17 protein-coding genes are annotated in these 24,152 nt (G+C 73.1%); 10 read left to right on the top strand and 7 right to left on the bottom strand.

Annotation, left to right across the window (positions count from 1 at the left end; genetic code table 11):
- The first annotated feature begins 80 nt into the window (after positions 1-80).
- From A3IC_RS0101890 to A3IC_RS0101865, 6 genes are all read left to right on the top strand, one after another.
- Positions 81-1,049: a hypothetical protein gene (locus A3IC_RS0101890; protein WP_020548368.1), complete on the top strand. Its 969-nt coding sequence runs from the start codon at positions 81-83 to the stop codon at positions 1,047-1,049.
- The gene (locus A3IC_RS61700) at positions 1,046-2,971 is read left to right on the top strand and encodes a phage tail protein (protein ID WP_020548367.1); all 1,926 of its coding nucleotides are present in this window, start codon (positions 1,046-1,048) and stop codon (positions 2,969-2,971) included. Before A3IC_RS0101890 ends, A3IC_RS61700 begins: the two co-directional genes overlap by 4 nt.
- Positions 2,972-2,977: 6 nt before the next feature.
- The gene (locus tag A3IC_RS0101880; protein ID WP_020548366.1) at positions 2,978-4,936 is read left to right on the top strand and encodes a hypothetical protein; all 1,959 of its coding nucleotides are present in this window, start codon (positions 2,978-2,980) and stop codon (positions 4,934-4,936) included.
- Positions 4,937-5,072: 136 nt separating this feature from the next.
- Positions 5,073-6,236 carry a hypothetical protein gene (locus A3IC_RS61695; RefSeq protein ID WP_020548365.1) on the top strand — a complete coding sequence of 388 codons (1,164 nt, stop codon included), beginning with the start codon at positions 5,073-5,075 and terminating at the stop codon, positions 6,234-6,236.
- 322 nt (positions 6,237-6,558) lie between these two features.
- A complete protein-coding gene (gene ppdK / locus A3IC_RS0101870; RefSeq protein ID WP_020548364.1) occupies positions 6,559-9,249 on the top strand; it encodes a pyruvate, phosphate dikinase in 2,691 nt (896 codons plus the stop codon).
- Positions 9,250-9,701: 452 nt separating this feature from the next.
- Positions 9,702-10,103, top strand: coding sequence for a peptidase inhibitor family I36 protein (locus tag A3IC_RS0101865; RefSeq protein ID WP_158695770.1), 402 nt, complete (start codon positions 9,702-9,704; stop codon positions 10,101-10,103).
- A gap of 139 nt (positions 10,104-10,242) precedes the next feature.
- Here the strand turns inward: A3IC_RS0101865 and A3IC_RS0101860 are convergent, their stop codons facing one another.
- The gene (locus A3IC_RS0101860; protein ID WP_020548362.1) at positions 10,243-10,716 is read right to left on the bottom strand and encodes a GNAT family N-acetyltransferase; all 474 of its coding nucleotides are present in this window, start codon (positions 10,714-10,716) and stop codon (positions 10,243-10,245) included.
- Between the two features lie 257 nt (positions 10,717-10,973).
- Here A3IC_RS0101860 and A3IC_RS0101855 point away from each other — a divergent pair, with 257 nt between their 5' ends.
- The gene (locus A3IC_RS0101855; protein ID WP_158695769.1) at positions 10,974-11,315 is read left to right on the top strand and encodes a hypothetical protein; all 342 of its coding nucleotides are present in this window, start codon (positions 10,974-10,976) and stop codon (positions 11,313-11,315) included.
- Positions 11,316-11,489: 174 nt separating this feature from the next.
- Here A3IC_RS0101855 and A3IC_RS0101850 read toward each other — a convergent pair whose 3' ends face one another.
- Complete coding sequence (locus A3IC_RS0101850; protein WP_020548360.1) at positions 11,490-11,864, bottom strand: MarR family winged helix-turn-helix transcriptional regulator; 375 nt, start codon at positions 11,862-11,864, stop codon at positions 11,490-11,492.
- 100 nt (positions 11,865-11,964) lie between these two features.
- Here A3IC_RS0101850 and A3IC_RS0101845 point away from each other — a divergent pair, with 100 nt between their 5' ends.
- The gene (locus tag A3IC_RS0101845; protein WP_052173163.1) at positions 11,965-13,449 is read left to right on the top strand and encodes an MFS transporter; all 1,485 of its coding nucleotides are present in this window, start codon (positions 11,965-11,967) and stop codon (positions 13,447-13,449) included.
- Between the two features lie 157 nt (positions 13,450-13,606).
- On the opposite strand, the gene A3IC_RS0101840 is transcribed toward A3IC_RS0101845, so the two are convergent.
- A complete protein-coding gene (locus A3IC_RS0101840; protein ID WP_020548357.1) occupies positions 13,607-14,623 on the bottom strand; it encodes a winged helix-turn-helix domain-containing protein in 1,017 nt (338 codons plus the stop codon).
- Positions 14,624-15,066: 443 nt separating this feature from the next.
- Positions 15,067-16,218, bottom strand: a complete 1,152-nt coding sequence (locus tag A3IC_RS0101835; RefSeq protein ID WP_020548356.1) for an acyl-CoA dehydrogenase family protein — start codon at positions 16,216-16,218, stop codon at positions 15,067-15,069.
- Positions 16,219-16,391: 173 nt separating this feature from the next.
- On the opposite strand from A3IC_RS0101835, the gene A3IC_RS0101830 reads away from it, so the two are divergent.
- Positions 16,392-17,048, top strand: a complete 657-nt coding sequence (locus A3IC_RS0101830) for a TetR/AcrR family transcriptional regulator (protein ID WP_020548355.1) — start codon at positions 16,392-16,394, stop codon at positions 17,046-17,048.
- 540 nt (positions 17,049-17,588) lie between these two features.
- Positions 17,589-19,139, top strand: coding sequence for a M4 family metallopeptidase (locus A3IC_RS0101825; protein ID WP_020548354.1), 1,551 nt, complete (start codon positions 17,589-17,591; stop codon positions 19,137-19,139).
- Positions 19,140-19,228: 89 nt separating this feature from the next.
- Here the strand turns inward: A3IC_RS0101825 and A3IC_RS0101820 are convergent, their stop codons facing one another.
- From A3IC_RS0101820 to A3IC_RS0101810, 3 genes are all read right to left on the bottom strand, one after another.
- Entirely contained in the window at positions 19,229-20,950 is a 1,722-nt protein-coding gene (locus A3IC_RS0101820; protein WP_020548353.1) for an ATP-binding SpoIIE family protein phosphatase, read from the bottom strand.
- An 876-nt stretch (positions 20,951-21,826) separates the two neighbouring features.
- On the bottom strand, positions 21,827-22,855 hold the full coding sequence (locus tag A3IC_RS51985; RefSeq protein WP_191864154.1) for a TolB-like translocation protein: 1,029 nt from the start codon (positions 22,853-22,855) through the stop codon (positions 21,827-21,829).
- Complete coding sequence (locus A3IC_RS0101810) at positions 22,852-24,123, bottom strand: MFS transporter (protein ID WP_026217770.1); 1,272 nt, start codon at positions 24,121-24,123, stop codon at positions 22,852-22,854. The genes A3IC_RS51985 and A3IC_RS0101810 overlap by 4 nt, the downstream gene beginning before the upstream one ends.
- Positions 24,124-24,152: the final 29 nt, after the last annotated feature.

The raw sequence follows: 24,152 nt of genomic DNA, 5'->3' as shown, positions 1-24,152 counted from the left end.
CGTGCCGGGCCCGGTCCCGGTGATGCGGCCGGGGGTTCACCCGGTGTCCGGCCGGGTTCACGATCGAGGGGAAAGTCCGCATGACCGGCCCGACCACGAGTGGGGCGGCGCTGCCGCCCACGCATCGCCCGACCTTCTTCGGCGGCCAGGTGCTCGCCGCCGCCGACCTGAACGACGCGGTCACGGTGGAGCGTTCCCGGCGCTGGCTGCACAACCGGGTCCTGCACGGGTGGGGCGTCGGACTGGGGCTGGAGGTCACCGGCGCCCGGGGCGCGCGACGCGTGGTGATCGGCGCGGGCTACGCGCTGGACGCGCTCGGACGCGACCTGATCCTGCCGGACGGCGCCGAGTTGGATGTGCCGGCGGTGGCCGCCGGGCCGGACGGCGGCGACGTGGTGTTCTGCCTGACGCTGCGCTGGACCGAGGACGACGAGGCCGACGTGCGGACCCGGGCCGGAGCCTGCGCGGTGGTCGGGGCGGTGCGGCTCGCGGACGGCCCGACGGCGGGCTGGTGTACGCCGGCCGAACTGCGCGAAGGGTTGGACGTATTGCTCGCGACGGTGGCCGTGCGCGGCTGTGCGCTGACCGCGCCGCCCGATCCGGCCGGGCGCCGGATCCTGGCGGTGCTCCCGACGCCGTACGTGGCCACCGGCACGACCGGTGCGTTCGGCACCGCGTGGTCGGCCGTCCAGGATCCCGTGTCGGGGGTGGTGATCGGACTGCGCACCGTGGTGGACACCGGCGCGGCGGGCTTCGGGGACACGCCCGCCTATACGGTCCGGCTGGACGGAGACCGGGAGTTGAGCGCGTCCGCCGCACCCGACGGTCAGGCGTGTGTGCTCGACGGAACGCCGTACGTGGACGGCGCGGAACCGGGTCGGCTGACCGTGGTGGTACCACTGCCCGCCGGGCGGATCGGCGGTGTCGTCGGCGGCACCACGACGTTGCCGCTCAATCCGGCGCAGGTGCTCGCGGATCCGGGGACGCCGAACCTGGTGCGGACCGAACTGGGTTGGCACATCGCGTGGATGGGGGTGGAGGGGGCGTGAGCGGTGCGACCGGCTACCGCTGGGTCAACGCGCTGGGGCGCTGGCCGGGAGCCCGCTTCGAGGGGGTGCGAGCGGACGGCGAGCGGGTGGTGCTGAGCCCGGGCGCCGCGGCCCTTGAACCGATCGCCGCCGCCGACCTGGATCCGGTGGGCGGCCCGCTGGGGCTGGTCGTCCTGGGCGACGGCACGGTCCTGGTCGCCGATCCGGGGCACGGCCGGGTGCTGCGGGTGGACGGTTGCGACCATCTGGTGTGCGTGCTGGGCTGCCTGGACGTGGCGACCGGGGATCGCGCTGCGCCGCGCGGGCCGCGGGGGCTGTGGCTGCTGGACGGCGGGCGGCTGCTGGTGGTCGGGGACGAGCCGGGTGACGGGCGTGGTGCCCGGGCGCGTCGGGCGCGCGGCGTGGTCGTGCGTGCCGACACCGGCGAGTACCTGACCCCGTGGACCGATCCGCCGCCCGCCGAGGACCCGGCGCTGCGCGCGGCCCGCGAGCGGGTCGGCGGTCTGGCGGCGGTCCGGGTGTCCGACGGCGTGCTCGTGGTCGGCGGTGCCCGGCAGCGGCCGGGGCCGGGTGTCGTGCTGGTCCCGGACGACGGCTCACCGGCCCGGGTCCTGGCCGCCGGCGACCTCGCCGGGATCGGCGTCGACCGTTGCGGACGCGTGTTCGTGGCGGGCCCGGGTGGCATCGCCCGACTGGGCGCCCGGCGCACCGGGACGCGCGGCGTGCTCGTGCTGCCCGCGCCGATCGAGCCACCCGGCATCGAACACTGGGACCGGGTGCGGGTGTTGCTCGCGGAACCCGCGCCGTCCGGCACGCACGTGCGGCTGTGGACGATGCTCGCACCGCCCGGAATCACGCCCGATCCGCCCGATCCGGCGAGCGCGGACCCGGACGACGCGCCCGTGCCGAGCGCCCCGGGCCGTTGGCGGGCCGGCCCACTCGACGGCTTGGACGTTCGGGTGCTGGCCGGTCCGGCATCGCCCGGCGCCCGGTTGTGGATCGCGGTCGAACTGCTCGGCGACGGGCGCGGCACACCGCGTGTGGACGACGTGCGCGTCGAACACGTGGGCCGGGGGCTGCTGGACGCGCTGCCCGCCGCGTACACCGGCGACGACGACGGCTCGGGCACGCTGGGCCGACTGCTGGGTCTGTTCGCCGGCGCACACGAGGCGTCGGTGCGCGAGTTGGCGGAACTGCCCGCCTCGCTCGACCCGGGCTCGGCCCCGGACCGTCCGGACGACCCGTGGCTGGAGCGGCTCGCCGGCTGGGTGGACGCCGCGCCGTCGTCCCGCTTTGCCGACTCGGCCGCGCGCCGCGCGGACATCGCCGGGGCGTACGCCGCGCACGGTCGCCGCGGCACGCCGGTCGGGCTGATCGAGGCGATCGCCCGGGAGACCGGCGTCACCGTGCGGCTGTCCGAGCCGCTGCTCGGGGCCCATATCTGGCGGTTGGGCAGTGGCGGACTCGGCCGGGACACCGCGGTGCACCTCGCGGATCCGGGGCCGCCTGTCCTGGACGCCACGGCCGTACTCGACGGCGCCCACCTGATTCCGGCGCAGGACCGCGGTTCGCCGCTGTACGCCGCGTTCGCGCACCGGGTGTGCGTGCACGTTCCGCCGGAACACGCCGAGGCGGTGCCCGAGATCGCCCGCGTGGTCGAACGGGAGCGTCCGGCACACGTGTTCGCGCGGGTGCGGGCCGAGCGGCGCGGCGCGATTCCGCAACTGGTCGGCGTCGACAGCTACGTCGCCGGCCCGCCGCCCGACTGGGCCGCGGGTGCCGGCCCCGCGCTCGGCACCTCGATCCGGCTGCCCGGGCCGGCCGCGGCGCACGTCGGCGGTCCCGTCGAGACACGCCTCGACACGACGCTTCCCACACCAGGCGGTCGCGGGTCGACCACCCGACCATCTCCAAGGGGTTGAGCACAAGTGAGTCAGCACCGTCAGGACCACGCGGCGGACACGGGATGCGGCTGCGACGGGGGTGCGGACGCGGCTCCCGCGCCGCCGGTACGCAACCGCTTCTACCCGGGCAAGCTGATGGACGTCCGGCACTGGAACCTCGAACAGGGCTACCACCGACGGACCGCGGCCACACTGGCTCGCCTGGGGCTGGGCCCCGGGGTGCTGTGCGGGCTGGACGCGGAGTTGGCCGACGACGGCGCGGTGACCATCTGCCCCGGCGCCGCGGTGGACGGCCACGGCCGGCTGATCGTGGTGGATCACCCGGTGCGCATCGACGAGCCGTACCAGCCCACCGACTGCGCCGGCGCACCGCGCGGGGAGCCGGTCCGCGAGGGTACGGTCGCGATTCGACTGTGTCGGCACGAATGCGGGACCGAGTTCGTGCGGATGCCGGTGGTGGACTGCGAGGTGCGCGAGGAGTGCGTGCCCTCGCTCACCCTGGAGCGTTTCCTGATCCGGATCACCGAGGGTGAGCCGGACCCGGTCGGTCTGACCGAGGAGCAGTGCGCGGCCATCTTCCCCGCCCGGCGCGGCGAGGACTTCGATCGGCGCGAGCAGGTCGCCGACACGGTCGAGCACGAGTGCGGGTGCGACGACGACTGCCTGGTCCTGGCGACCGTCACCTACGAACCCGAGCAGGAGCCGGACCTGGACGCGGTCACCGCGCGGCCGGTCGTGTACTCCAACCGGGTGTTGTTCGACCTGCTCATGTGCCTGGCCGAGCGGGTGGACCGGTGCTGTGCCGGCCACACCTTCGCGCCCCGGATCACCGCACTGTGGCCGCAGGTCGGCGCCGCCGCGACGGCTGCCACCTGGCGGGCGTTCGTGGCCGACAAGCGCATGGAGATCGCCTTCGACCGCCCGCTCGTCGACGCGGCGTTCGATGCGCCGAATCCGTGGCTGGGCCTGTGGCAGCTCGACCACACCGGCGTACGACGGCTGAAGTTGTCCCGGACCGGCGGCGCCTTCACCCGGATCACGGTGCCGCCGGGCGGCGAGGGGGTGGCGTACGCGGTCGAGCTGGAGGGCAACGGGCTGCTCACCTCGACCGTGTTCGTGGTCGGCCTCCGAGTGCCCGTCTCCGGGCCGCCGAAGGCGCAGGGTCCGGACGGCTCGGCCCTGGACCCCGACCTGGTGGGCACCGGGCTCACCGTCGCCGACCGCGACGCGCTGTGGGCGCTGAACCCCGGCGGCGCCAAGGACACCGGTCTGGCCGCGCTGGTGGATCGGGCGCCGCTCGCGGCGGTGCCGCCGTTCCCGTCCGGGAACGGGACGCAGGGCGGTGAGTTGCACGTGTTCACCCCGCCGCCCCCGCCGACCGCCAGAGGCGCGGCCGGCCCGCGACTGCTGCGGGTGTGGCCGCCGGGCGGATCGCGGCTGGACGCCGCCGGGGCGCTGCGCCGGGAGTGGACCCGTTTCGTTCGCACCCCGCACGTCGAGCTCACGGTGGATCGGGCCCTCGCCGACGCGGCGACGGCCGAACCGGGCGGATGGGTCCGGTTGTTCCAGGCACAGCGCGAGGGGGACCGGCTCGTCGGCTTCCGGCGCCTGGAGCTGGGTCCCGGCGCGCCGAAGCGCTCCGACGCGGATCCGGAGTCGGTGACGTACGTGTTCGAGGCGGCGGGGGCGCGGCTCCCGGTCGAGGGCGAACCGGCCGGCGAATTCCTGCTCCAGGTACGCGTGTCGGCCGCGAACGCGGCGCTCGTGGTGGGCGCGGAGGAGCCGGCCCCGGCGCTGGACGCGGACTTCGCCGGGACCGGGCTGGACAACCACACGCTCTTCTCGATCTGGTCCGGGCAACAGACCCTCTCGCCGTCACTGCCGGTGTCCGCGCTCGGCGCCCGGTCGAGCGTCGACGTCGACCTGTTCGACGGCGACCCCGGTGGGTTCGTGCACCTCGCGTTCGAGGTGGCGTCGGAGTGAGCGCCGACACGGGCGCGCGGCGCCATCGCACGGGATCGCCCGGAGGGGGCCGGCCCGGGGAATCGGCGGGGCGGCGCCACCCGGTCGCGGCCACGGCACTGGACGACGCACATCGAGGAGCTGAAGGACGTTGAGCGTGCACGAGCAAACGATCCGGCCCATTGCGGTGGCCGGGCAGGGCGGCTGCGGATGCGGCTGCGACGGAGCCGGCGGAGCAGGCGGGACCTCGTCCTGCGGATGCGGCGACTGCCTGGCGGGCAGCGCCACGGGGCGGCTGCGCCCGCGCTGGTTCGGCGGCCAACTCGTCGGCCCGGAGGATCTGGCCCAGACCGGTGTCTGGCTGCTGGAGCGCATGCGCCGGCACAACCGGTTGCTGCACGGGTGGGGCGTGGTGTGCGGGGTGACCGTGCGCACGGTCCGCTTCGGCGACGGCGGTCGGCTGCCCTGGCTCCTGGACGTGTCGCCCGGCTACGTGCTGGGCCCGTACGGGGACGAGATCGTGGTCGACCACCGGGTCAGGGTGGATGTGCGCGACGCGCTGCCGGGCGGTACCGACGGTTGCCCGCCGCCGACCGACCCGTGGTGCGCGCCGGTGCGCGAGCGCCGCGAACCCGGGCGTACGTATTATCTCGCGGTGCGCTACGACGAGTGCCTCACCGTGCCGGTGGCGGCGGCCGGGTGCGGGTGCGAGGACACCGCGTGCGAGTACAGCCGGGTCCGCGAGGGCTTCACGCTGGGCGTGCTGGACACGCTGCCCGACGTGTACGTCGAGGGCGAGGACGGCACCCGACAGGAGACCACCGGGTGTTCGTCCCGGATCACCGACACGGGCACCCGTCCGTGCCCGCGCTGTCCCACCCAACCGTGGGTGGTGCTGGCCGACTTCACCGTCGCCGCCGACGGCACGTTGAGCGTCGACCAACTGCGCAACCGCCGATTCACCGCCTCGTTCGGCGGGTTCGGCTTCTACTGCGGGCAATCCGGGGACGGTCGGGAAGCCGCGGGCTGGAGCGACGTCACCCGCCAGGCGCTGGCGCACGCCTTCGCCTCGACCCACGCCCGGGAGATCCTGGCGGCCGACGGGCCGGAGCAGGTCCGGGCCATGCCCGCGCGCCGGCTGCTCGGTGTCTCGCGCACCGCACGCCTGGCCGACCTGCTCGGCGACCGCACGGTGGCCGACCTGGCCCGGACCGACCCCGAGGACCTCGTCGAGGCGGCCCGCGCCGCGGAGGTCGCCCCCGACCCCGTCCTGGAGGCCATCGACCGGGCGAACCTGGTGCTGCGACTGACCGACGGCTGACCCGGCACGTTCCCCGGACCCGCCCGGGACGCTCATCGCGTGGCGCCGACACCCGCCGCGGATCGTCCCGGGCGGCCGCCGGCCGCCCGGACGCGATGCGCCGGCGCCATCCCGGCGCGGCGTTACCCTGAAAGACAGCCGGTGTCGACGTCGTGACGATCGCGACGGGCGTTGACGGGCCGTGGACGCGAGCGTTCCCGGCCCATGCGGGGACGCCGGCGAGGCTTCGGCGGACCGGACGGGCATCCGCGCCGGCCGCGCCCGGTGGCACGCGTCGGTACGGGCCGTTCTTCGCGGGCCTACCGTGCGGGAAGGGATGCCCATGGCGACCGCGTACGTGTACGACTTCGGCGAAGGTTCCCGGGAGCAGGCCGAACTGCTCGGCGGCAAAGGGGCGAACCTCGCCGAGATGACCCGGCTGGGGCTGCCCGTCCCGCCGGGCTTCACGATCGGCACGGACGCGTGCCGGGTCTTCCTGCGCACGGGCGCGCCGCCGAGCGCACTGGCGGACGAGATCGCCGAACACCTCGCCGGCCTGGAGCGCTCGATCGGGCGACGGCTGGGAGCGGCCGACGACCCGCTGCTGGTCTCGGTGCGCTCCGGTGCCCGGTTCTCCATGCCCGGCATGATGGACACGATCCTCGACGTCGGCCTCAACGACACCTCGGTGCTCGGTCTGGCCGCGGCGAGCGGCCGGGAGCGCTTCGCGTGGGACTCGTATCGGCGCCTGGTGCAGATGTACGGAGCCACCGTGCTGGGCGTGCCCGCGGCGCGCTTCGAGGAGGTGCTCACCCGATACCGGCGGCGCCTGGGAGTGGCCGACGATCTCGGGCTGGGCGTCGGTGAGTTGACCGAGATCGTCGGGGAGTTTCGGCGCATCGTGCGCGAGGTCGCGGGCGAGGAGTTTCCGCAGGATCCGCGCGAACAACTCGCCGGCGCCGTCCTGGCGGTCTTTCGGTCGTGGAACGGCGAGCGGGCCCGGGTCTATCGGCGGCGCGAGCACATCCCGGACGACCTGGGCACGGCGGTGACGGTGCAGGCGATGGTCTTCGGCAACTCGGGCCGGGACTCGGGCACCGGCGTCGCGTTCACCCGCGACCCCGGCACCGGGCGGCCCGGCGTGTACGGCGACTATCTGCCCGACGCGCAGGGCGAGGACGTGGTCTCCGGGGTCCGCGACGCGCTGCCGCTCCAGAACCTCGAGCGGCTGGACCCCTTCTCGTACGAACGCCTGATCGCGGTGTTGCGGCTGCTCGAAGCGCACTATCGCGACCTGTGCGACGTCGAGTTCACCATCGAGCGCGGCCGGTTGTGGGTGCTGCAGACCCGGGTGGGCAAGCGGACCGCCGAGGCCGCCTTCCGGATCGCCTGTGCGCTCGTGGACGAGGGGACGATCACCTGGGCGCAGGCGCTCGCCCGGGTGGACGGCCGGCAGTTGGACCAGCTGACCTTCCCGCGCTTCGACACGCAGGCGGACGGCGCACCGCTGGCGCACGGTGTCCCGGCCTCGCCGGGCGCCGCGGTCGGCGCGGTGGTGTTCGACGTGGCCGAGGCCGTCCGGCGGGCCGCGACCGGCGAACGGGTCGTGCTGGTCCGCCCGGAGACCCGCCCGGACGACCTGCCCGGCATGATCGCCGCCGAGGCCGTGGTGACCGGCCGGGGCGGCAAGACCAGCCACGCGGCGGTGGTGGCCCGGGGCATGGGCAAGGTGTGCGTGTGCGGCGCGGCCGACCTGGACATCGATGTCGAGGGCCGACGCTGCACCGGCGCCGACGGGACCGTGCTCGAACAGGGCGCCACGGTCTCGGTGGACGGTACGGCCGGCACGGTGTACGCGGGCGCGTTGGCGCTGGTGCCCTCGCCGGTCAGCCGCTACCTGGAGACCGGTGTACGTTCGGCCGGCGTGGTCGAGGCGGTCGCCCGTTTCCTGGAACAGGCGGACGCGGTACGGCGATTGCACGTCCTGGCGAATGCCGACACGGCCGAGGACGCGGCCCGGGCCCGGCGCTTCGGCGCCCGCGGGATCGGGCTGTGTCGTACCGAGCACATGTTCCTGGGCCCGCGTCGCCCCCTCGTCGAGGACCTGATCCTGGCCCGTACCGACGCCGATCGCCGGCTCGCCCTGGACGCCTTGCTGCCGCTCCAGCGCGAGGACTTCACCGAGTTGCTCGCGGCGATGGACGGCCTGCCCGTGACCATCCGGCTGCTCGACCCGCCGCTGCACGAATTCCTGCCCGACCACACCGAGTCGGCGCTCCGGCTGGCCCGGGCCCGGGCCAGGGGCGAGGAGCCCGAGCCGCGCGCGGTGCGCGTCCACGAGGCGATCGAGCGCCTGCACGAGCAGAATCCGATGCTGGGTCTGCGCGGGGTACGGCTGGCGCTGACCATTCCCGGGCTGGTGGCCACCCAGGTGCGGGCCATCGGCGAAGCGGTGGTCGCGCGGGTGCGCGCCGGCGGTGATCCGCGGGCGGAGATCATGATCCCGCTGGTGGCCACCGTCGAGGAACTGCGCATCGTGCGCGCGGAGGTCGAACGGGTCCTGGCCGAGGTCGGACAGGCGGCCGGGACACCGGTGCACTGTCCGGTGGGCACCATGATCGAACTGCCCAGGGCCGCGCTGACCGCCGCGACCATCGCGCCGGTCGCGGACTTCTTCTCGTTCGGCACCAACGACCTGACCCAGACCACCTGGGGCCTGTCCCGTGACGACGCCGAGGCGTCCTTCCTGGCCGGCTACCTGGAGCGGGGCATCCTCGACGTCTCGCCGTTCGAGACCATCGACCGCGCGGGCGTCGGCCGGCTGGTCGACCTGGCCACGCGGGAGGGCCGGCGGGCGAGTCCGGGGCTGCGGATCGGGGTGTGCGGGGAACACGCGGGCGACCCGGAGTCGATCCGGTTCTTCCACGAGGTCGGGGTGGACTATCTGTCCTGCTCACCTTTTCGACTGCCGGCCGCCCGCCTGGAGGCCGGCCGTGCCGCCGTCGTGACCGCGACGGATGCGGATTCGCGCTGAGGGTCGGGTCGTTCGCGGTCGCGAACCACCGGCGGGACGTGTGTCGAGCGGGGTGCCGTAGCGGGGTGCCGGCCGGGTCGCGCGGTGACCGTGTGGGTTTCGGCCAGGGGGTCGTGTCCGAGAGCGAGTGGGTGAACCGCTCGATCCGGTCCGGGTGGGGTCGCCGGGCGACCTCGCCCGCGGACCCGGGGGGCGAATTCCTGGGATCTACCGCCAGTAGTCGAATGATTACACCCCGACCCCCAAGGGGTATCGGCGGTCGGTGACGCGGCCGAAACGGCGTGGTTCGCCACTGTCCGTAAATGTGGTTTCACGCAGCGCTGTCGATACGGAAACGTGGCCTGCGTCGGACCCCGCCGACCAACCGGCGCAGTTCCGGCGCACGACCCGTCGACCCGTCGACCGGTTCGCTTCGTCGACCGGTTCGACCCATCGAGAGTGAGGACACTCGCATGATGCGTAAATTGGCCACCCTCGCCGCCGGCGCCGCCGCAGGTACGCTCCTGGGCGTGCCGGCCTTCGCCCCCACCGCCCGTGCCGACGACGCCACCTCCTGCCCCGCGGCCAGTCTGTGCGTCTACAGCGGCCACAATCTGACCGGGACGCGGACCGTGGTTCCCGCGCGGGCGATCGAGGACCGCGGTGACGCCGGGTACACCATCGCCGGACCGGTGCTCTCGATCGCCAACCGCGCCGGGTTTCCTGTGCTGCACGGCGTGAGCCGACCCGTCGTCTGTATCCGGTTCCCGTGTTACCAGTACACGGTGCACGGCCGGATCGATGCCGGGCAGGACCTCGCCAGTGCCGATTCGGCCGGGCAGCCCCTCGTCGTCGGCCGGGACTACGGCCGGTAGAGCGGGAGTCGGGCCGGCGCACCATGGTGCGATGCCCGCCGCCCGGCCGGAGCGCAGGTGGCTCCGGCCGGGCGGGTCGGCTTCGGGCTCGCGGTGCCGAGTCGGGTCGCGGTGCCGACTCCGGCTCGCCGCGCGGGGGTCAGACTTGCGGAGCCGGGCGAACGAGCTTGAGCAGGACCTCGCCGTAGGGCTCGTCGGTGCGCCGGCTGTGCTCGGTGAAACCGACGCGGGCGTAGAAGTCGCGCGCCCGGGTGTTCTTCTCGTACACCTCCAGCGTCAGCGTGCCGTGCAGCGTGGCCGCGTGCTCCACGAGCAGTCGGCCCACGCCGGTGCCCTGTGTCTCGGGCGCCACGAACAGGCCGCCGATCTCGCCGCAGCTCACGCCGTCGATCTCGCCGAGGATGAGACCGAGGAGCGCGACCACCCGGCCGTCCGCCTCGGCGACCCAGTTGTCGGCGTGCACGAGGTAGGTCTCGCGCATCTCCCGCTCGCGCTCGCCCTCCCCCTCGCCCGGGATGAACGGATGTGCGATGCGGCCCGCCCGGGACCAGACGTCGACCGCGGCGTCCTCGTCGGCGGGCAGATAGGGACGGATCTTCGGGGCTTCGGACATGTGGGTGACGCTATCCCACCCCCGTTCCGCCCTGCGGAGCGCGTCCGGTCCGCTTCCGGCGGCAACGGACGGGCCGTCGGCGTCGGCCGGATCCGGGCGCACCGGACCCCCTGAGCCGACCTCGGCCGGTGCGCGCGCACAGGGTGGCTGTGGATCCGAGCACGTATCGCGGACACTTCCCGGCCGGTGTATCCGTCGCGGCGGACCCCGGTGGCGGCACGGCGAGCATCGCACCTCCGGCCGGTAGCGTGGCGCTCATGACCGGGAGTTCGGACGTCGGGGTCGAGGCGTTGCTGGGCACGGAGATCGTTTCGTTGGCCGCCGGTACGTTCGTGGCGACGTTCGCGGACGTCGGGCTGGGGCGTGAGCAGGCCCGGCACCGGGTGGACAAGGAACTGCACCGCCGATTCGGGAAGCCGCGCGGAAGCGACGCCCATAGCGCCTACCGTGCGGTCGTCATGGAGATCGTGCTGATCTGGGAGCAGGCGCGGATCGTGTCGCGGGCCAACTCGGGGGTGCTGATCCTGCTCCCCGCCGGTGCCCGACTGCTCGGCGCGACGGATGTGGCGGCGGAACTGCGGACGCTGCTGCGCGGCTGACGTTCACCGTCACGCGCAACGCGCCTCCGGCGCGGACGACGGTGGGTCGGGCGTACGGGTGCACGCTTCGGGCAGGCAGCGCGGAGCCGATGTTCCGGCGCGGGCTCCGGCGTACGGGGGCGCGGTTGTGGTCCGGGGAGCCGGCCCGCGGTGCGCGGCGGCAACCCGGCCCGGTCAGCCGGCCAGGTGCTTTTGCAGGACGGCCAGTTGGGTTCGGCGGGCTTCGAGGTGCAGGGCCCGGCCGCGGTCGGTGGCGGTGACGAACACGCCCCGGCGGTCGGTGTCGCACATCGCGCGTTCCACCAGGCCGCACTTCTCCAGTCGGGCGACGGCCCGCGAGGAGGCGCTCTGGCTCAGGTGCAGATCGCCGACCAGGTCGTGGATGCGGGCCTTGCAGCCGTCGGCGGCGATCAGGCGATCCAGCACCTCGTAGTCGCTCATCGTCAGGCAGTGCTCCGCCTGCAGGGCGCGATCGAGCTCGTGGGCGACCAGGCTGTACTGCGACAACAGGTTGCGCCAGCTCTCGATCAGCGGCTCCTCGGTCTTCATCGCGTCACGGTAACGCCACCCGTCATAACATGCAAGCAAATTTATTGCACCCACATTTAATGCGTAGACATTCAATGCGTGCGCATATAAGTTCTCCTCCATGGCTTCAACAGTCGAGACCTACGCGGGACCGTCCTCCCGCGAGCACTCCGCCCCCTCGTCCGACCCGACAACGTCCGCCCCACACTGGACCCCCAGACTCTGGGGCGTCCTGGCCGTGCTGTGCCTCGTGCTCTTCCTGGACGGCCTCGACGTCTCCATGGTCGGCGTCGCGTTGCCGTCGATCGGCCACGAACTGGGCATGTCCGCGACCTCGTTGCAGTGGATCGTCAACGGATACGTCCTCGGGTACGGCGGCCTGATGATGCTCGGCGGTCGCACCGCCGACCTGCTCGGCCGGCGCCGGGTCTTCCTGATCGCCCTCGCGGTGTTCGCCGCCGCCTCGCTGCTGGGCGGCCTGGTGGACAGCGGCGGCCTGCTCATCGCCAGCCGCTTCATCAAGGGTCTGGCCGCGGCCTTCACCGCGCCGACCGCACTGTCCATCCTGACCACGACGTTCCCGGAGGGCCCGGCCCGCAACCGAGCGCTCTCGGTGTTCTCCGTCTTCGGCGCCAGCGGCTACTCCTCCGGCCTGATCCTGGGCGGACTGCTCACCGAGTTCGGCTGGCGCTGGACCTTCCTGACCCCCGTACCGCTGGCCATCCTGGCCCTGGTCGCCGGCTACGTGCTCATCCCGCGCGATCGCCCCGCGGACTCCGGCGGCCACGACCTGGTCGGTGCCGTCACCCTCAGCGGCGGCATGCTGCTCGCCGTCTACACCGTCGTCTCGGCACCGGACCGCGGCTGGACCGCACCCATCACGCTCGGCTCCATCGTGCTGGCCGCGGCGCTGCTCACCGCCTTCGTGTTCGTCGAGAAGCGACTCGCCCACCCGCTGGTGCGCTTCGGCATCCTGCGGATCGGCACGGTGGTGCGGGCCAACCTGAGCATCGTCGCGCTGATGGGCTCCTACATGAGCTTCCAGTTCATGATGACGCTCTACCTCCAGGACGGCCTCGGCTGGTCCGCGCTGCGGATGGCACTGGCCCTGCTCCCGGCCGGCCTCGTGGTCGCCTTCGGATCGCCGTTCACCGGACGCCTGATCAACCGCTACGGCACCGCGCCGCTGCTGATCGCGTCGATGGCCTCGATGAGCCTGGGCTACGTGTGGTTCCTCGCCACCGCCGGCGGCACCCCGAACTACGCCTTCACCGTGCTGCCCACCATGCTGCTCCTGGGCGGCGGCTTCGCCTTCGGCTTCAGTTCGATCATGTCCCAGGCCACCGAAGGCATCGAGGACTCCGAACAGGGCCTCGCCTCAGGCCTGGTGCAGACCTCCGGCCAGGTCGGCGCGGCGCTCGTACTCGCCGTGGTCACCGCCGTCACCACCGGTGCCACCGCCGGGGACACCGACTTCGGCGCCTACCGGCCCGGTGCGAACCTGGTCACCGGCGTCGCGATCGTCGGTCTCCTGCTCAACCTGGTCCCCCTGTTCGGTTCCGCCCGCCGCCGGGCGAAGACGGTCGACACGACCCGCCTCTCGTAGTCGGCATCCGGCCGCGTCGTACCCCACGGGCGGCGGGCCGCGAACCGGACGGGCGAGGCCCGGCACTGGGCCGGGCCCGAAGCCGGAGCCCCCACGCAGCGACGCGTGGGGGCTCCGGCCGTGCCGGGGGGACCCGTCGCGCGTGAACCGGCGGTGCTCAGGCCCCGGCCGAGTGGGCGCCGGGGAAGCGGCCGCCGCCGAGGAGTTCGAGGCCCAGCGGGGTCAGGGTGTGCAGGACGGCGCCGCCCCGGCGGGTGGTGGAGATCAGCCGGGCGTTGCGCAGTACGGTCGCGTGCTGGCTCGCGGACGCCGGCGACAGGTTGAGCCGACGGGCCAACTCCGTGGTGCTGCACCCGTCGTTGATCACCGTCAGCGCGGCGGCTCGGGTCTGTCCCAGGAGTGCGCCCAGCGCCCGGTCGCCGCCCGCACCGGGCTCCCACAGCGCGGCGGCGTCTTGAAGTTCGCGCACGGTGGGCACGGTGAGCACGTACGGCGCGGTCTCGTCCTCGGTGTCGTGGAGCAGCGCCAGTTCCCGCCACAGGAACAGGGTCGGCGCGATGACCAGCCCCCGGCCACCGAGCCGAAAGTCGTCGTGCCTGGGGTGGTCCACCTCCAGGACCGGCGGTTTCCACCGCACGAGCGGCACGCACAACTCGGCCAGCAGGCGCTCGACGCCGCCCTCGAGCAGGGTGCGCGCGTACCCGGTTCGCGCCGACTCCAGGTGGGACCGTATCCGGGATCGAAACGGCGCGAGCGTGACATCGTGGCAGGCCCGCAGGGCGTCGGCGAACTCGCGGCGCGGTTCCCGGCCGCCGTCCAGGAAGTCGCGGACCCAGGTCGCGTGGGTGGGTGCGAAGTCCACGTTCGCCATTTCCTCGCGCAACCGCCGAGTGGGCACCGCGAGCAGGTTCTCGATGCCCTCGTCGAGCGAGAGGGAGTCCCCCATCAGCGTGCGCAGATCGAGGCCGGGGCCGCGCACGGGCATCAGCGCGGTGATCGGGCCCGCCGCCGCCTCCACCCGACCGGCCACCGCGGTGCGCCAGGCCCGGAAGGGCAGCGGTCTGCGCTGCCCCTGTAACAGTTCCAGGCTGTGATATGTCTCGGCCGCGGCACCGACCGTCGTGGCGAGTCGGGTCCGGGCCAGGTCCTCCGCGGTGAAGTGGATGCGCAGCACCGGTGTACCCCCTGGTCGTGTCCGTTGCGTCCGCAACGCCCTGTGGGCCGCCTCCCGTTCGGCGCGGCCGCGGGAACGACCACGACAGTTTGCGTCCTGGAACGCCCCCGGACCAGCAGGTTTCGGCTCAGGCTGAAAGGCGTTTCCAGACACCGCCCGGTCCGGCAGGCTTTCGGTGTCGGGGGGCGAGCCGGCAGGTTCGCCCGCCGAGGGCAGGAGGCGAGAGGAGTCGCGTGCGCGACGTCGACCGGATGTGGCGGTGATGCCGCGGCCGCGGATCCGACACGGGGCGGAGGCCGAGGCCGTGCGTGACGTCGTCGTAGGGCCTTCGGCCCGACCCGGCGGGGATCGAACGGGGATCGGTCCCCGCCCGGCGCTGCCCGGCATGGGCCGCACCGGCCGGAAGCGGGGTGGGCGCGACTCGGGTTCCCACGGTGGGCGGGTCAGGCGAAGGCGTTCACTCCGGTCAGGGCGCGGCCGATGAGGAGCTTGTGGATCTGGCTGGTGCCTTCGTAGAGCGTCATCACACGGGCGTCGCGCAGGTACTTGCCGACCGGGTACTCGTCGATGTAGCCGTAGCCGCCGAACACCTGGAGTGCGTTGTCGGCCGCGCGTACGGCCGCCTCGGAGGCGAACAGCTTGGCGACCGAGGACTCGGTGGCGTACGGGAGGCCACGGTCGATGTGGTCGGCGACCTGCCAGGTCAGCAGGCGGGCGGCGCGCACGTCGACGGCGATGTCGCTGAGCAGTTCCTGGACCAACTGGTGGCGGGCGATGGGCTTGCCGAACTGTTCGCGCTCGCCCGCGTAGCGCACCGCCGTGTCCAGACACGCCTGCCCGATCCCGACGCAGCCGGCCGCGACCGACATCCGGCCCTTGGCGAGTGCGGCCATCGCGATCGAGAAGCCCTTGCCGAGCTCGCCCAACCGGGCGGAGTCCGGCACGCGGACCGCGGCGAAGGCCAGTTCGGCGGTGGCCTGTCCGCGCAGCCCCAACTTGCCGCGCACCTCACGGCGTTCCAGGCCGGGGCTGTCGGTGGGTACGAGGAACGCGGTCACACCCCGGTGGCCGGCCGCACCGGTGCGGGCGAACACCAGCGCCAGATCCGCCCGGGTGCCGTTGGTGATGAACATCTTGGTGCCGGTCAACAGCCAGTCGCCGCCGTCGCGTTCCGCGCGCAGGGCCAGGTTCGCCGCGTCCGATCCGGTCTCCGGCTCGGTGAGCGCGAAACAGCCCAGTGCCCGGCCCGCGCACAGCCGAGGCGGCCAGGCGTGCTTCTGCTCGTCGCTTCCGTAGGCGGCGATCGATTTGGCGACCAGGCCCAGCGAGACGGACACGATGCCGCGTACGGCCGAGTCGCCGCGCCCGAGTTCCTCCAGTACGAGGCAGTAGGCGAGGTGGTCGCCGGCCGATCCGCCGTACTCCTCGGGGATGGTCATGCCCAGGAAACCCAGCCGCCCCAGCTTGGCGACGATGTCCGGGTCGACGGACTCGGCGCGGTCCCACTCGGCGGCGTGCGGGACGAGTTCGCGGTCGGCGAAGCGCGCGGCCAACTCCCGTACGGCGCTGTGCTCGTCGGTCAACTCCAGGTTCATCGGCCGCCTCTTCGGTTCCCGTTCGGTGCCCGGTTCGACCGAAGCCGGCCGAACCGCGGTCGCTCCGACAGTTGAATTAGCACTGCTAATTTCGGACTATAGCCAAGCCGCCTCGGTGCCGGAAGGGGCGGCTCGCCGCGCCATCCGGGCCGCACGACACGAGGGGGTGGGCCGTGGGCCGGCCGCGTCAGGCGCTGCTCAGCAGGGACCGCATCATCGGGACGGCGCTCGCCCTGGTCGACGCCGAGGGCCTCGGAGCGCTCTCCACCCGTCGGCTGGCCGCCGAACTGGGGGTCAGCGGACCGGCGTTGTACAACCACTTCGCGACGAAGGACGCCATCGTCGACGCCGTGGTCGACGCGGTCCTGGGCGATGTGGACCTCACCGCGTTCGACGTCGACTTCGCCACCGAATCCGGTCGCGACACCTGGCCGGACGCGGTGCGCGCCTGGGCGCGCTCGTATCGTGCCGCGCTGGCCGCCCATCCCAACCTCGTACCCGCACTGGCCGTCGGCCCCGGCCGCCGGGCCAACGCGCTGCGGATGGCCGACGCGGTGTTCGGAGCGCTGGTCGACGCCGGTTGGCCGCGGGCCCAGGCGACCCGGGTCGGCGCGCTCATGCGTTACTTCGTCACCGGGTCCGCGCTCGGCTCGTTCGCGGGCGGGTTTCCGGACGACGCGGCGGTGTACGCCGGCGCGTATCCGCACCTGGACCAAGCGCACCTGCTCGCCGACATGCAACGCGAGATCGACGAGAGCGCGTTCGAGGCGGGCCTGGACGCCCTGCTGGACGGCCTCCGTGCCCGATACGCGCGGATCGCCGACGGCTGACCGGACGGTGGTCCGACACTCGAGGCGAGGATCCGGGCGGCGGGCAGTGGGATCTCGACCGTGCCCCGCGGCGACGTGCGGAGGAGACCATCGGCGGCAGGCGGGTCCGGAACTGACCAACGAGCGCTGAACACCGGTGACAGCAGCGGAGTTGCCGGGTGCCGCCACACGCGTCGCCGATCCGAATCCCGCGCCCCGTGGCGGTGTTCGCCGTTACGGCCCACTCCGCCGGGGCGGTCGGTGCGCGCCCTTGGGTCACCCGTGGCGCGGACTCGGCATCGGCCGGCCAGTCGGTGATGGCGCTCCCGCCCGCATCGCCCTCGCCCCGTGCCGCCGCGCGGGACGCGCCCGCCTCGCGCCCGTGTGTTTGCTGATATGTGACAGTGCGGCGGCGGTGCTTGACGCGCGGCCGGGAGGCTGTGAGCGTTTCGAGCGCTCGGGCGACGAAAACGGCTTGTGTGGTGGGCTGTTCGTCCTGGACGAGGGGGCGGCGGCGGTCGGATTCGTGGTCGGGGTTCGCCTTCCATCCGAGGAGCCTCGATGCATCGCAGAACGCTGACGATCGGCACCGTCCTGGCCGTCCTGGTCGGCCTGTTGATCGGCACGACCACCCAGTCGGGCGCGGCCCGACCGCGGCCGACTCTCGCGGCCGACTCCCGCGCCGCGGCCGTCGCGGCGGCCGACCGGGCGATGACCGGACCGCACGCCCCGACCATGTCACCGGGCGAGCGCTACCTGCGGCAGAGCGTGCTCGCCTGGATCGGCGACATCTACTCGATCTCGTACGGCCGCACCTACCGCGGCCTGCCCGTCGTCGGCGCGGACGCGGCCGTGTTGGCCGACGGCAGCGGCCGGGTGCACGCGGTACAGAAGGCCGGCGACGTGCGCGTCGACGTGCCGACCCGGCCCACCGTGGGTTGGCCGGCGGCCGAACGCACCGCTCGCACGCGGTTGCGCGTGGTCGATCGGGTCGACACCCACCGCCTGGTGGTGCGGGTCGACGCGAGGGCCGCGCAACTGGCCTGGGAGGCCGTCCTGGTCGGGCGCACCGACAACGCGCCGAGCAGGCTGCACGTCTACGTCGACGCGTCGACCGGCGCGGTACTCGACTCCGTCGACGAGGTGCACGCCGGGGTCGGCCACAGCGCGTGGAACGGTCCCGACCCGATCACCATCGACACGCAACACTCCGGCTCCACGTACTCGCTGCGCGACCCGCTCCGGATGAACCTGAGCTGTGTGAAGTACGGCGCCGGCGGGGTGATCAGCAAGCCCGTCGACGACTGGGGCAACGGAAACCCGACCAACATCGAGACGGGCTGCGTGGACGCCATGTGGGCCGCGCAGAAGCAGTTCGACATGTTGCGCAACTGGGTCGGCCGCAACGGGCAGAACGGCAACGGCGGCACCTGGCCGCTACAGGTCGGCCTGAACGACGTGCAAATCTACTGGGACGGCACCAAGATCGTGATCGGTCACAACACCAACAACCAGTGGCTGACCTCGATGGATCTCGTCGGCCACGAGTACGGGCACGGCATCGACAGGATGTCCCCGGGCTGGCCGTTCACCGAACGCGGCCTCACCGAGGGGTTCGCGGACATCATGGGCACCCTGACCGAGGCGTACGCCAACGAACCGGCGCCCTTCGACACCCCGGACTACCTGATCGGCGAGACGGTCGACCTCACCGGGAGCGGACCGCTGCGGTTCATGTACGACCCGGCGCTGCGCGGCGACGCGAACTGCTATTCCTCGGCGATCCCGACCATGGACGAATACCGGGCGGCGGGCGTGTTCAACCACTGGTTCTACCTGCTCGCCGAGGGCTCCCACCCAGGCGGCGGCAAGCCCGACAGCCCGACCTGCATCCCCACGCCGGTCACCGGCGTGGGCATCCGGATGGCCGCCAAGGTCGTTTATCAGGGCCTGCTGTTCCGGGCCGGCGGTACGAACTACCGCCAGGAGCGCCGCCAGACCCTGTACGCGGCCAAGGCCCTGGATCCCACCTGCGATGTCTTCCGCAAGACCAAGGCCGCCTGGGACGCGGTCGCCGTCCCGGCCTCGGCCGCCGACCCGACCTGCACCTGAATCCGAACCCGCGCCCGCGCCGGGACCCGAATCCGAGCCTCGACCCGAACCGACCCGCGCGCATCGTCAGCGATCGGTCGTTCCGTTCCCTACGGGATGTCCTGTTCGGCCCAGACGATCTTGCCGTTCGGGGTCCGGCAGGAACCCCAGCCCCGACAGAGCATGTTGATCAATTGCAGGCCACGGCCGCCCTCGTCGCTCAGCGAGGAGTGTTGGATCTGTGGCAGGTCCGGGCCGGTGTCGGAGACCTCGACGACCAGACGGTCGTGCCGCAGCAGGCGCAGTTGGCCGGGTGCGACGCCGTAGCGCAGTGCGTTCCCGACCAGTTCGCTGACCACGAGTTCGGTGACGTCCGAGAGATCGGTCAACTCCCAGACGTCGAGCTGCTCCCTGACCAACTTGCGCGCGATGCCCGCCGCCGAACCGCTCGCGGGCAGGTCCCACGTGTGCAAGTCCGTGCCCAGCAGCGGATCCACGGTGGCGGCCACGAGCACGACGGCCTCGTCGAAGCGGGTCTCACCGCCGGGCGCGAGGTCGTCGAGCGCACCGGAATCCAGCGCGGCCGGCCCTATCCCGGCGGCCAGCGCACGCAGTCGGGCCAGTTGTACGTCGATGTCCTCGGTCCGCGACTTGACCAGCCCGTCGGTGTAGAGCACCAGTCGGCTGCCGGGCGGGACGGTCAACCGCAGCGGATCGTAGGGGATGACGCCGGTGCCGATCGGAGCACCGACCGGCACGTCCACGAACGACGCCTTGCCGTCCGGGGTGACCAGCAGCGGTGGCGGGTGCCCGGCGCTGACCAGGGTGTAACTGCCCTCGGCCGGGTCGTAGACGGCGCACAGACAGGTGGCGACCTGGTCGTCCTCCAGGTCACGGGCGGCCAAGTCCAGGCGGGCGAGGATACGTTCGGGCGTCAGGTCCAGGGCCATCAGGGTGCGTGCGACGGCCCGCAGCACGCCGGTGGTGGCCGCCGCCGACATGCCGTGGCTCATCACGTCCCCCACCACGAGGGCAGTGCGCCCGCCCGGCAGGGGCGCCACGTCGAACCAGTCGCCGCCGACTCCGAGCGGATCGGCGGTCGGGATGTACCGGGAGGCGACCTCCAGGCCCGGGGTACGCGGGGTGACGCGGGGGAGCAGATTGCGCTGGAGCCGGGCCACGTGCTGGCGCTCGCGCCCGTACAGGCGCGCGTTATCCATGTCTACCGCGGCCTTGGAGGCGAGTTGCACGGCCAGTGCCAGATCCGCCTCGGTGAAGCCGGGCCGGCCGCCCGCGCGGATGAAGTCGGCATGGCCCAGCAGCACTCCCCGGGCGATCAACGGCACCATCAGGTAGGTGTGTACGCCGGCCTGGCGCAGTTTGCCGGCGGCACTTGGGGTGGGTGCCAGCTCCTCGTAGTCGTCCGGCCCGAAGCTGCCGATGAGCAGCGGTCGGCCGTCGGCCAGGGCCCGGGTGAAGCGGGAGTCCCGGTCCGGGGCGGACGTGGACAGTTCGCCGACCTCGTCGGGTTCCAGGTCGGCGAGTCGCTCGATCGCCGCCACGGCCATCGCCCGACGGACCGGCCTCCCCCGGCCACGCGGCCGTTGCCCCTCCTCGCCCTGGAGCACCGACTCCAGGAGATCGACGGCGGCGGCATCGGCCAGGCGGGGAACGGTGAAGTCGGCCAGCTCCTGTGCGGTGGTCTTCAGGTCGAGGGTGGTACCGATGCGCAGGCTCGCCTCGTTGAGCCAGTTGAGCTGATCGCGGGTGGCACGGGTGGCACGGCTTCGCGGGCTCGGCCCCTGGGCCGTCGCCGCACTGCGTCGACGCACATGTCTGCGACCGTGACCGCCATCCACTCTCCCGCTCACCCGCACCTCTTCCCTCGGCACCGGATCGCCGCGCGCGACTCTGCCGTCCGTAGCCCGTCCCGACCCACTCTACGAGCGGTTCGGGCGGCTGACGTGTGGGATGCGACTGTACCCGCGCCGTGTTGCGATTGCATGGAATCGATCGAGGTCGAGGGCTCGATCGAGGGCCCCCGCGACGTCGACGGCGATTGCCGGCCATTCCGGCCCCGGCCGCGGCCGCGCACCGGCCGGGCCGGGACGGAAACGACGCGGCTGGGCGGGGCGAACCGGATCCCGGCGTTCCGGGGATCGGGCGGCAGGCCGTGTGCGCTGCACGGATTATCCGCCACTCGTCGCGGATGCGGCCGACGGTGATGGCAACAGGGCCACAGATCAGCCGAGTTCGCGGTGCGGCGGTGCGGCGGCGGGGGCGGTCGACGGTCGCGCCCCGGGGGCGATTTCGGGCCGGAATCGGTGATCGCCTTGCCCGGGCGGGCGTGCGCTTCCTCCACTGTCCGGATGGCCCATACGGTCCGGGCGGTTTCGGGAGGCATTCGATGGCGGCGGTCGGGGTGGGGGCGTGGCCCGGGTGGGCGGGGGGGACGGGGTGCATACGGTCGTGATCCCGGCGGTGCTCGTGGTTTCGGTGGCGGCATTGGCAATCGTGGGACTTGCCGTGGTCAAGGCGGGCCGTCGCGAGCGCGGCGGCGAACGGGACCGGGTGGCCGACGAGCAACGTCCGGATCGGGAAAGGTCGTTGACCTCGGTGTGGGTCGGCTCGGCCCGCACGGTGGACGGCAGTGCGGGCCGAGCCGGTCGAGGCGGCGTGCCCGGACGGCACGCGTGGGGTGGGATCGTTCATGTCTTTGGCCGATCCGCGGAGGGTTCGACGGGGCCGGCGAGCGTGGCGGGGGAGTCCGCGTCGGGGATCAGCACGCTCGGGGCGCCCGATCCGTCCGCCGGGACCTGCCAGACATCGGCGTGCCCACCCCCGCGCCGGAGTCCGTAGGCGACCGTCCGGGCGTCGATCCACGCGGCCTGGTCGTCGACCGAACGCGTCTCGGCGAGCGGGAGCACCCCGCCGCCGGCCAGGTCCAGAACGGACAGGCGCCAGCCGCGGTCGGGATCGCCGGCCACCGCGGACTTGAAGGCCAGCCTGGTGCCGTCGGGTGAGAGCGAGGGACACTCGACGTTCTCCCGGACGGTGCGGATGCTGCGCGTGGTCAGGTCGCCGTGCACGAGGTAGCGGCGGCCGGCCGTGGACATGGTCGCGTAGAAGTAGCGGTCGTCCGGGGCGAACGTCACGCCCCAGAAGTTGAGATCCTCCGCCTGGTACGGCCTGCCGTCGACGCTGACCGCCCAGTCCTCGAGGGTCGAGACCAGGTCCCCGGTGCCGGTGTCGAGGATGCCGACGCGGGTGGCGAAGCGGCCGCCGTTGTAGGAGTCGCCGGTGACGAACACCGTCCAGGTGACCAGCCGGCCGCTGGGCGAGACCCGGGCTCGGTTGGGCACGCCGACCAGTGGCAGCGCGCGATGCTCCGTCCCATCCGGGCCCAGGACGACCGCCTCGAACGTACGCAGGCCGTCGGCCAGGCGCAGGCAGATCCCGGTACCGCCGGCCGCGGACACCCGTACGCACGAGATCTGGGCCACGGTGCGGGGCCCCGCGGGATCGCTCGCGGCCACCGCGACCAGGTGATCGCGGGTGTCGCGCGCGGTGCTGCGGGCGATCAGGCGTGGCCCCGGGTCCAGGGACACCGCGCCCGGTGTACCGGCGTGCGCGGCCCGGCGGGTGGGCCCGGCGGCGGACCCGATCGCGGCGAGCGCGACCGCCACCAACGAGACGAAACCGACGACGGCGATCAGGATACGCATGCGCGTACTCACGCGAGAGCCTCCTCGGGAGCGGGTTCGGGGAGCAGGACCGCGGTGACCGCGATCGCCGCGAGTACGGCGCCGGCGGCGACCCTGGTCGCGGTGGCGGGGCCGTAGTTCACCCAGGCGAGGCCGAACGCGACCGACGAGACGAGATAAGCCAGCGCCTGCGCGGTCTGTACCAGGGCCAGCCCCGTCGTGCGCAGCGACGCCGGCAGCACCGGGCCGGCGAGCGCCATCAGGACGCCGTCGGCGGCAGCGTAGAACATGCCCAGGCAGCCCAACACGAGCACGGTGGTCCACGTCGCGGACAGCGGGCCGAACAGCAGGAGATAGCCGACGCACAGCGCCGTGTAGCCGCACAACAACATACGTTTGCGGCCCCAACGGTCGGCCAGCGCGCCGAACGGCGCTGCGAGAGTCAGGTATACGAGGTTCGTACCGACAGCGCACAGCGGAAACCAGCCCGCCGAAAATCCCTGACGATCCATCAGCACGAGGTAGACGAAACCGTCGCCGATGGTGGCCAGGCCGAGCAGGGCCGCCGCGTAGACCAGTCGGCGCACCCGGACCGAGCCGAGCAGGCCGAGCGCGGCGCGCGCGGTGACCGGCTCCGCCGGCGATGTCTCCGCACGCCGGTCGCGGGTGAACAGCGCCAGCGTCAGCAGGCCCATGCAGGCGATGCAGAAGCTGGTGATGAACAGGGCGTCGAACGCGGCCGGGGAAGCCGCCCCGACGACGGCCAACAGGCCCAGCGCCACGAGCGGTCCGGCGAACGCACCCGCGCTGTCCATGGCGCGATGCACGCCGAACGCCCGGCCGAGCATCGGTTCGGGTGTCGACAGGGTGATCAGGGCATCTCGGGGGGCCGAGCGCAGGCCCTTGCCGGCTCGATCCGCGACGATCACCGCGCCCAGCGCCGGCATCGACCCGCCCGCGACGAGCAGGGCGGGTTTGGCCAGAGCGGAGATCGCGTAGCCGACCCCGGCGACCCGCTTGCGCCGGCGGGTGCGGTCGGCCAGATAGCCGCCGACCAGCCGCAGCAGCGCGGTCGCGCCGGTGTAGAGGCCGTCCATGACGCCGTATGCGGCCGGGCTCATGTCCAAGGCGAGGACGAAGTACAGCGGCAGTACGGCGGTGACCATCTCCGAGGAGACGTCGGTCAGCAGGCTCACGGCGCCGAGCGCGAGTACGTTGGCGCTGATCCCGGCCGGCGGGCGGCGCGGTCGGCGCGAGCGCGCGGCGTCCTTGGCCGGCCGGTCGATGGTCGAGAGGTACACGGGTGCGTTCACCTTCTCGGATGCCGAGC

It is taken from the genome of Embleya scabrispora DSM 41855 (assembly GCF_000372745.1).
In the GTDB taxonomy this organism is placed as follows: domain Bacteria; phylum Actinomycetota; class Actinomycetes; order Streptomycetales; family Streptomycetaceae; genus Embleya; species Embleya scabrispora.
The sequence above is the reverse complement of the archived record's forward strand: the minus strand, read 5'-3'. Positions and strand labels throughout refer to the sequence as shown.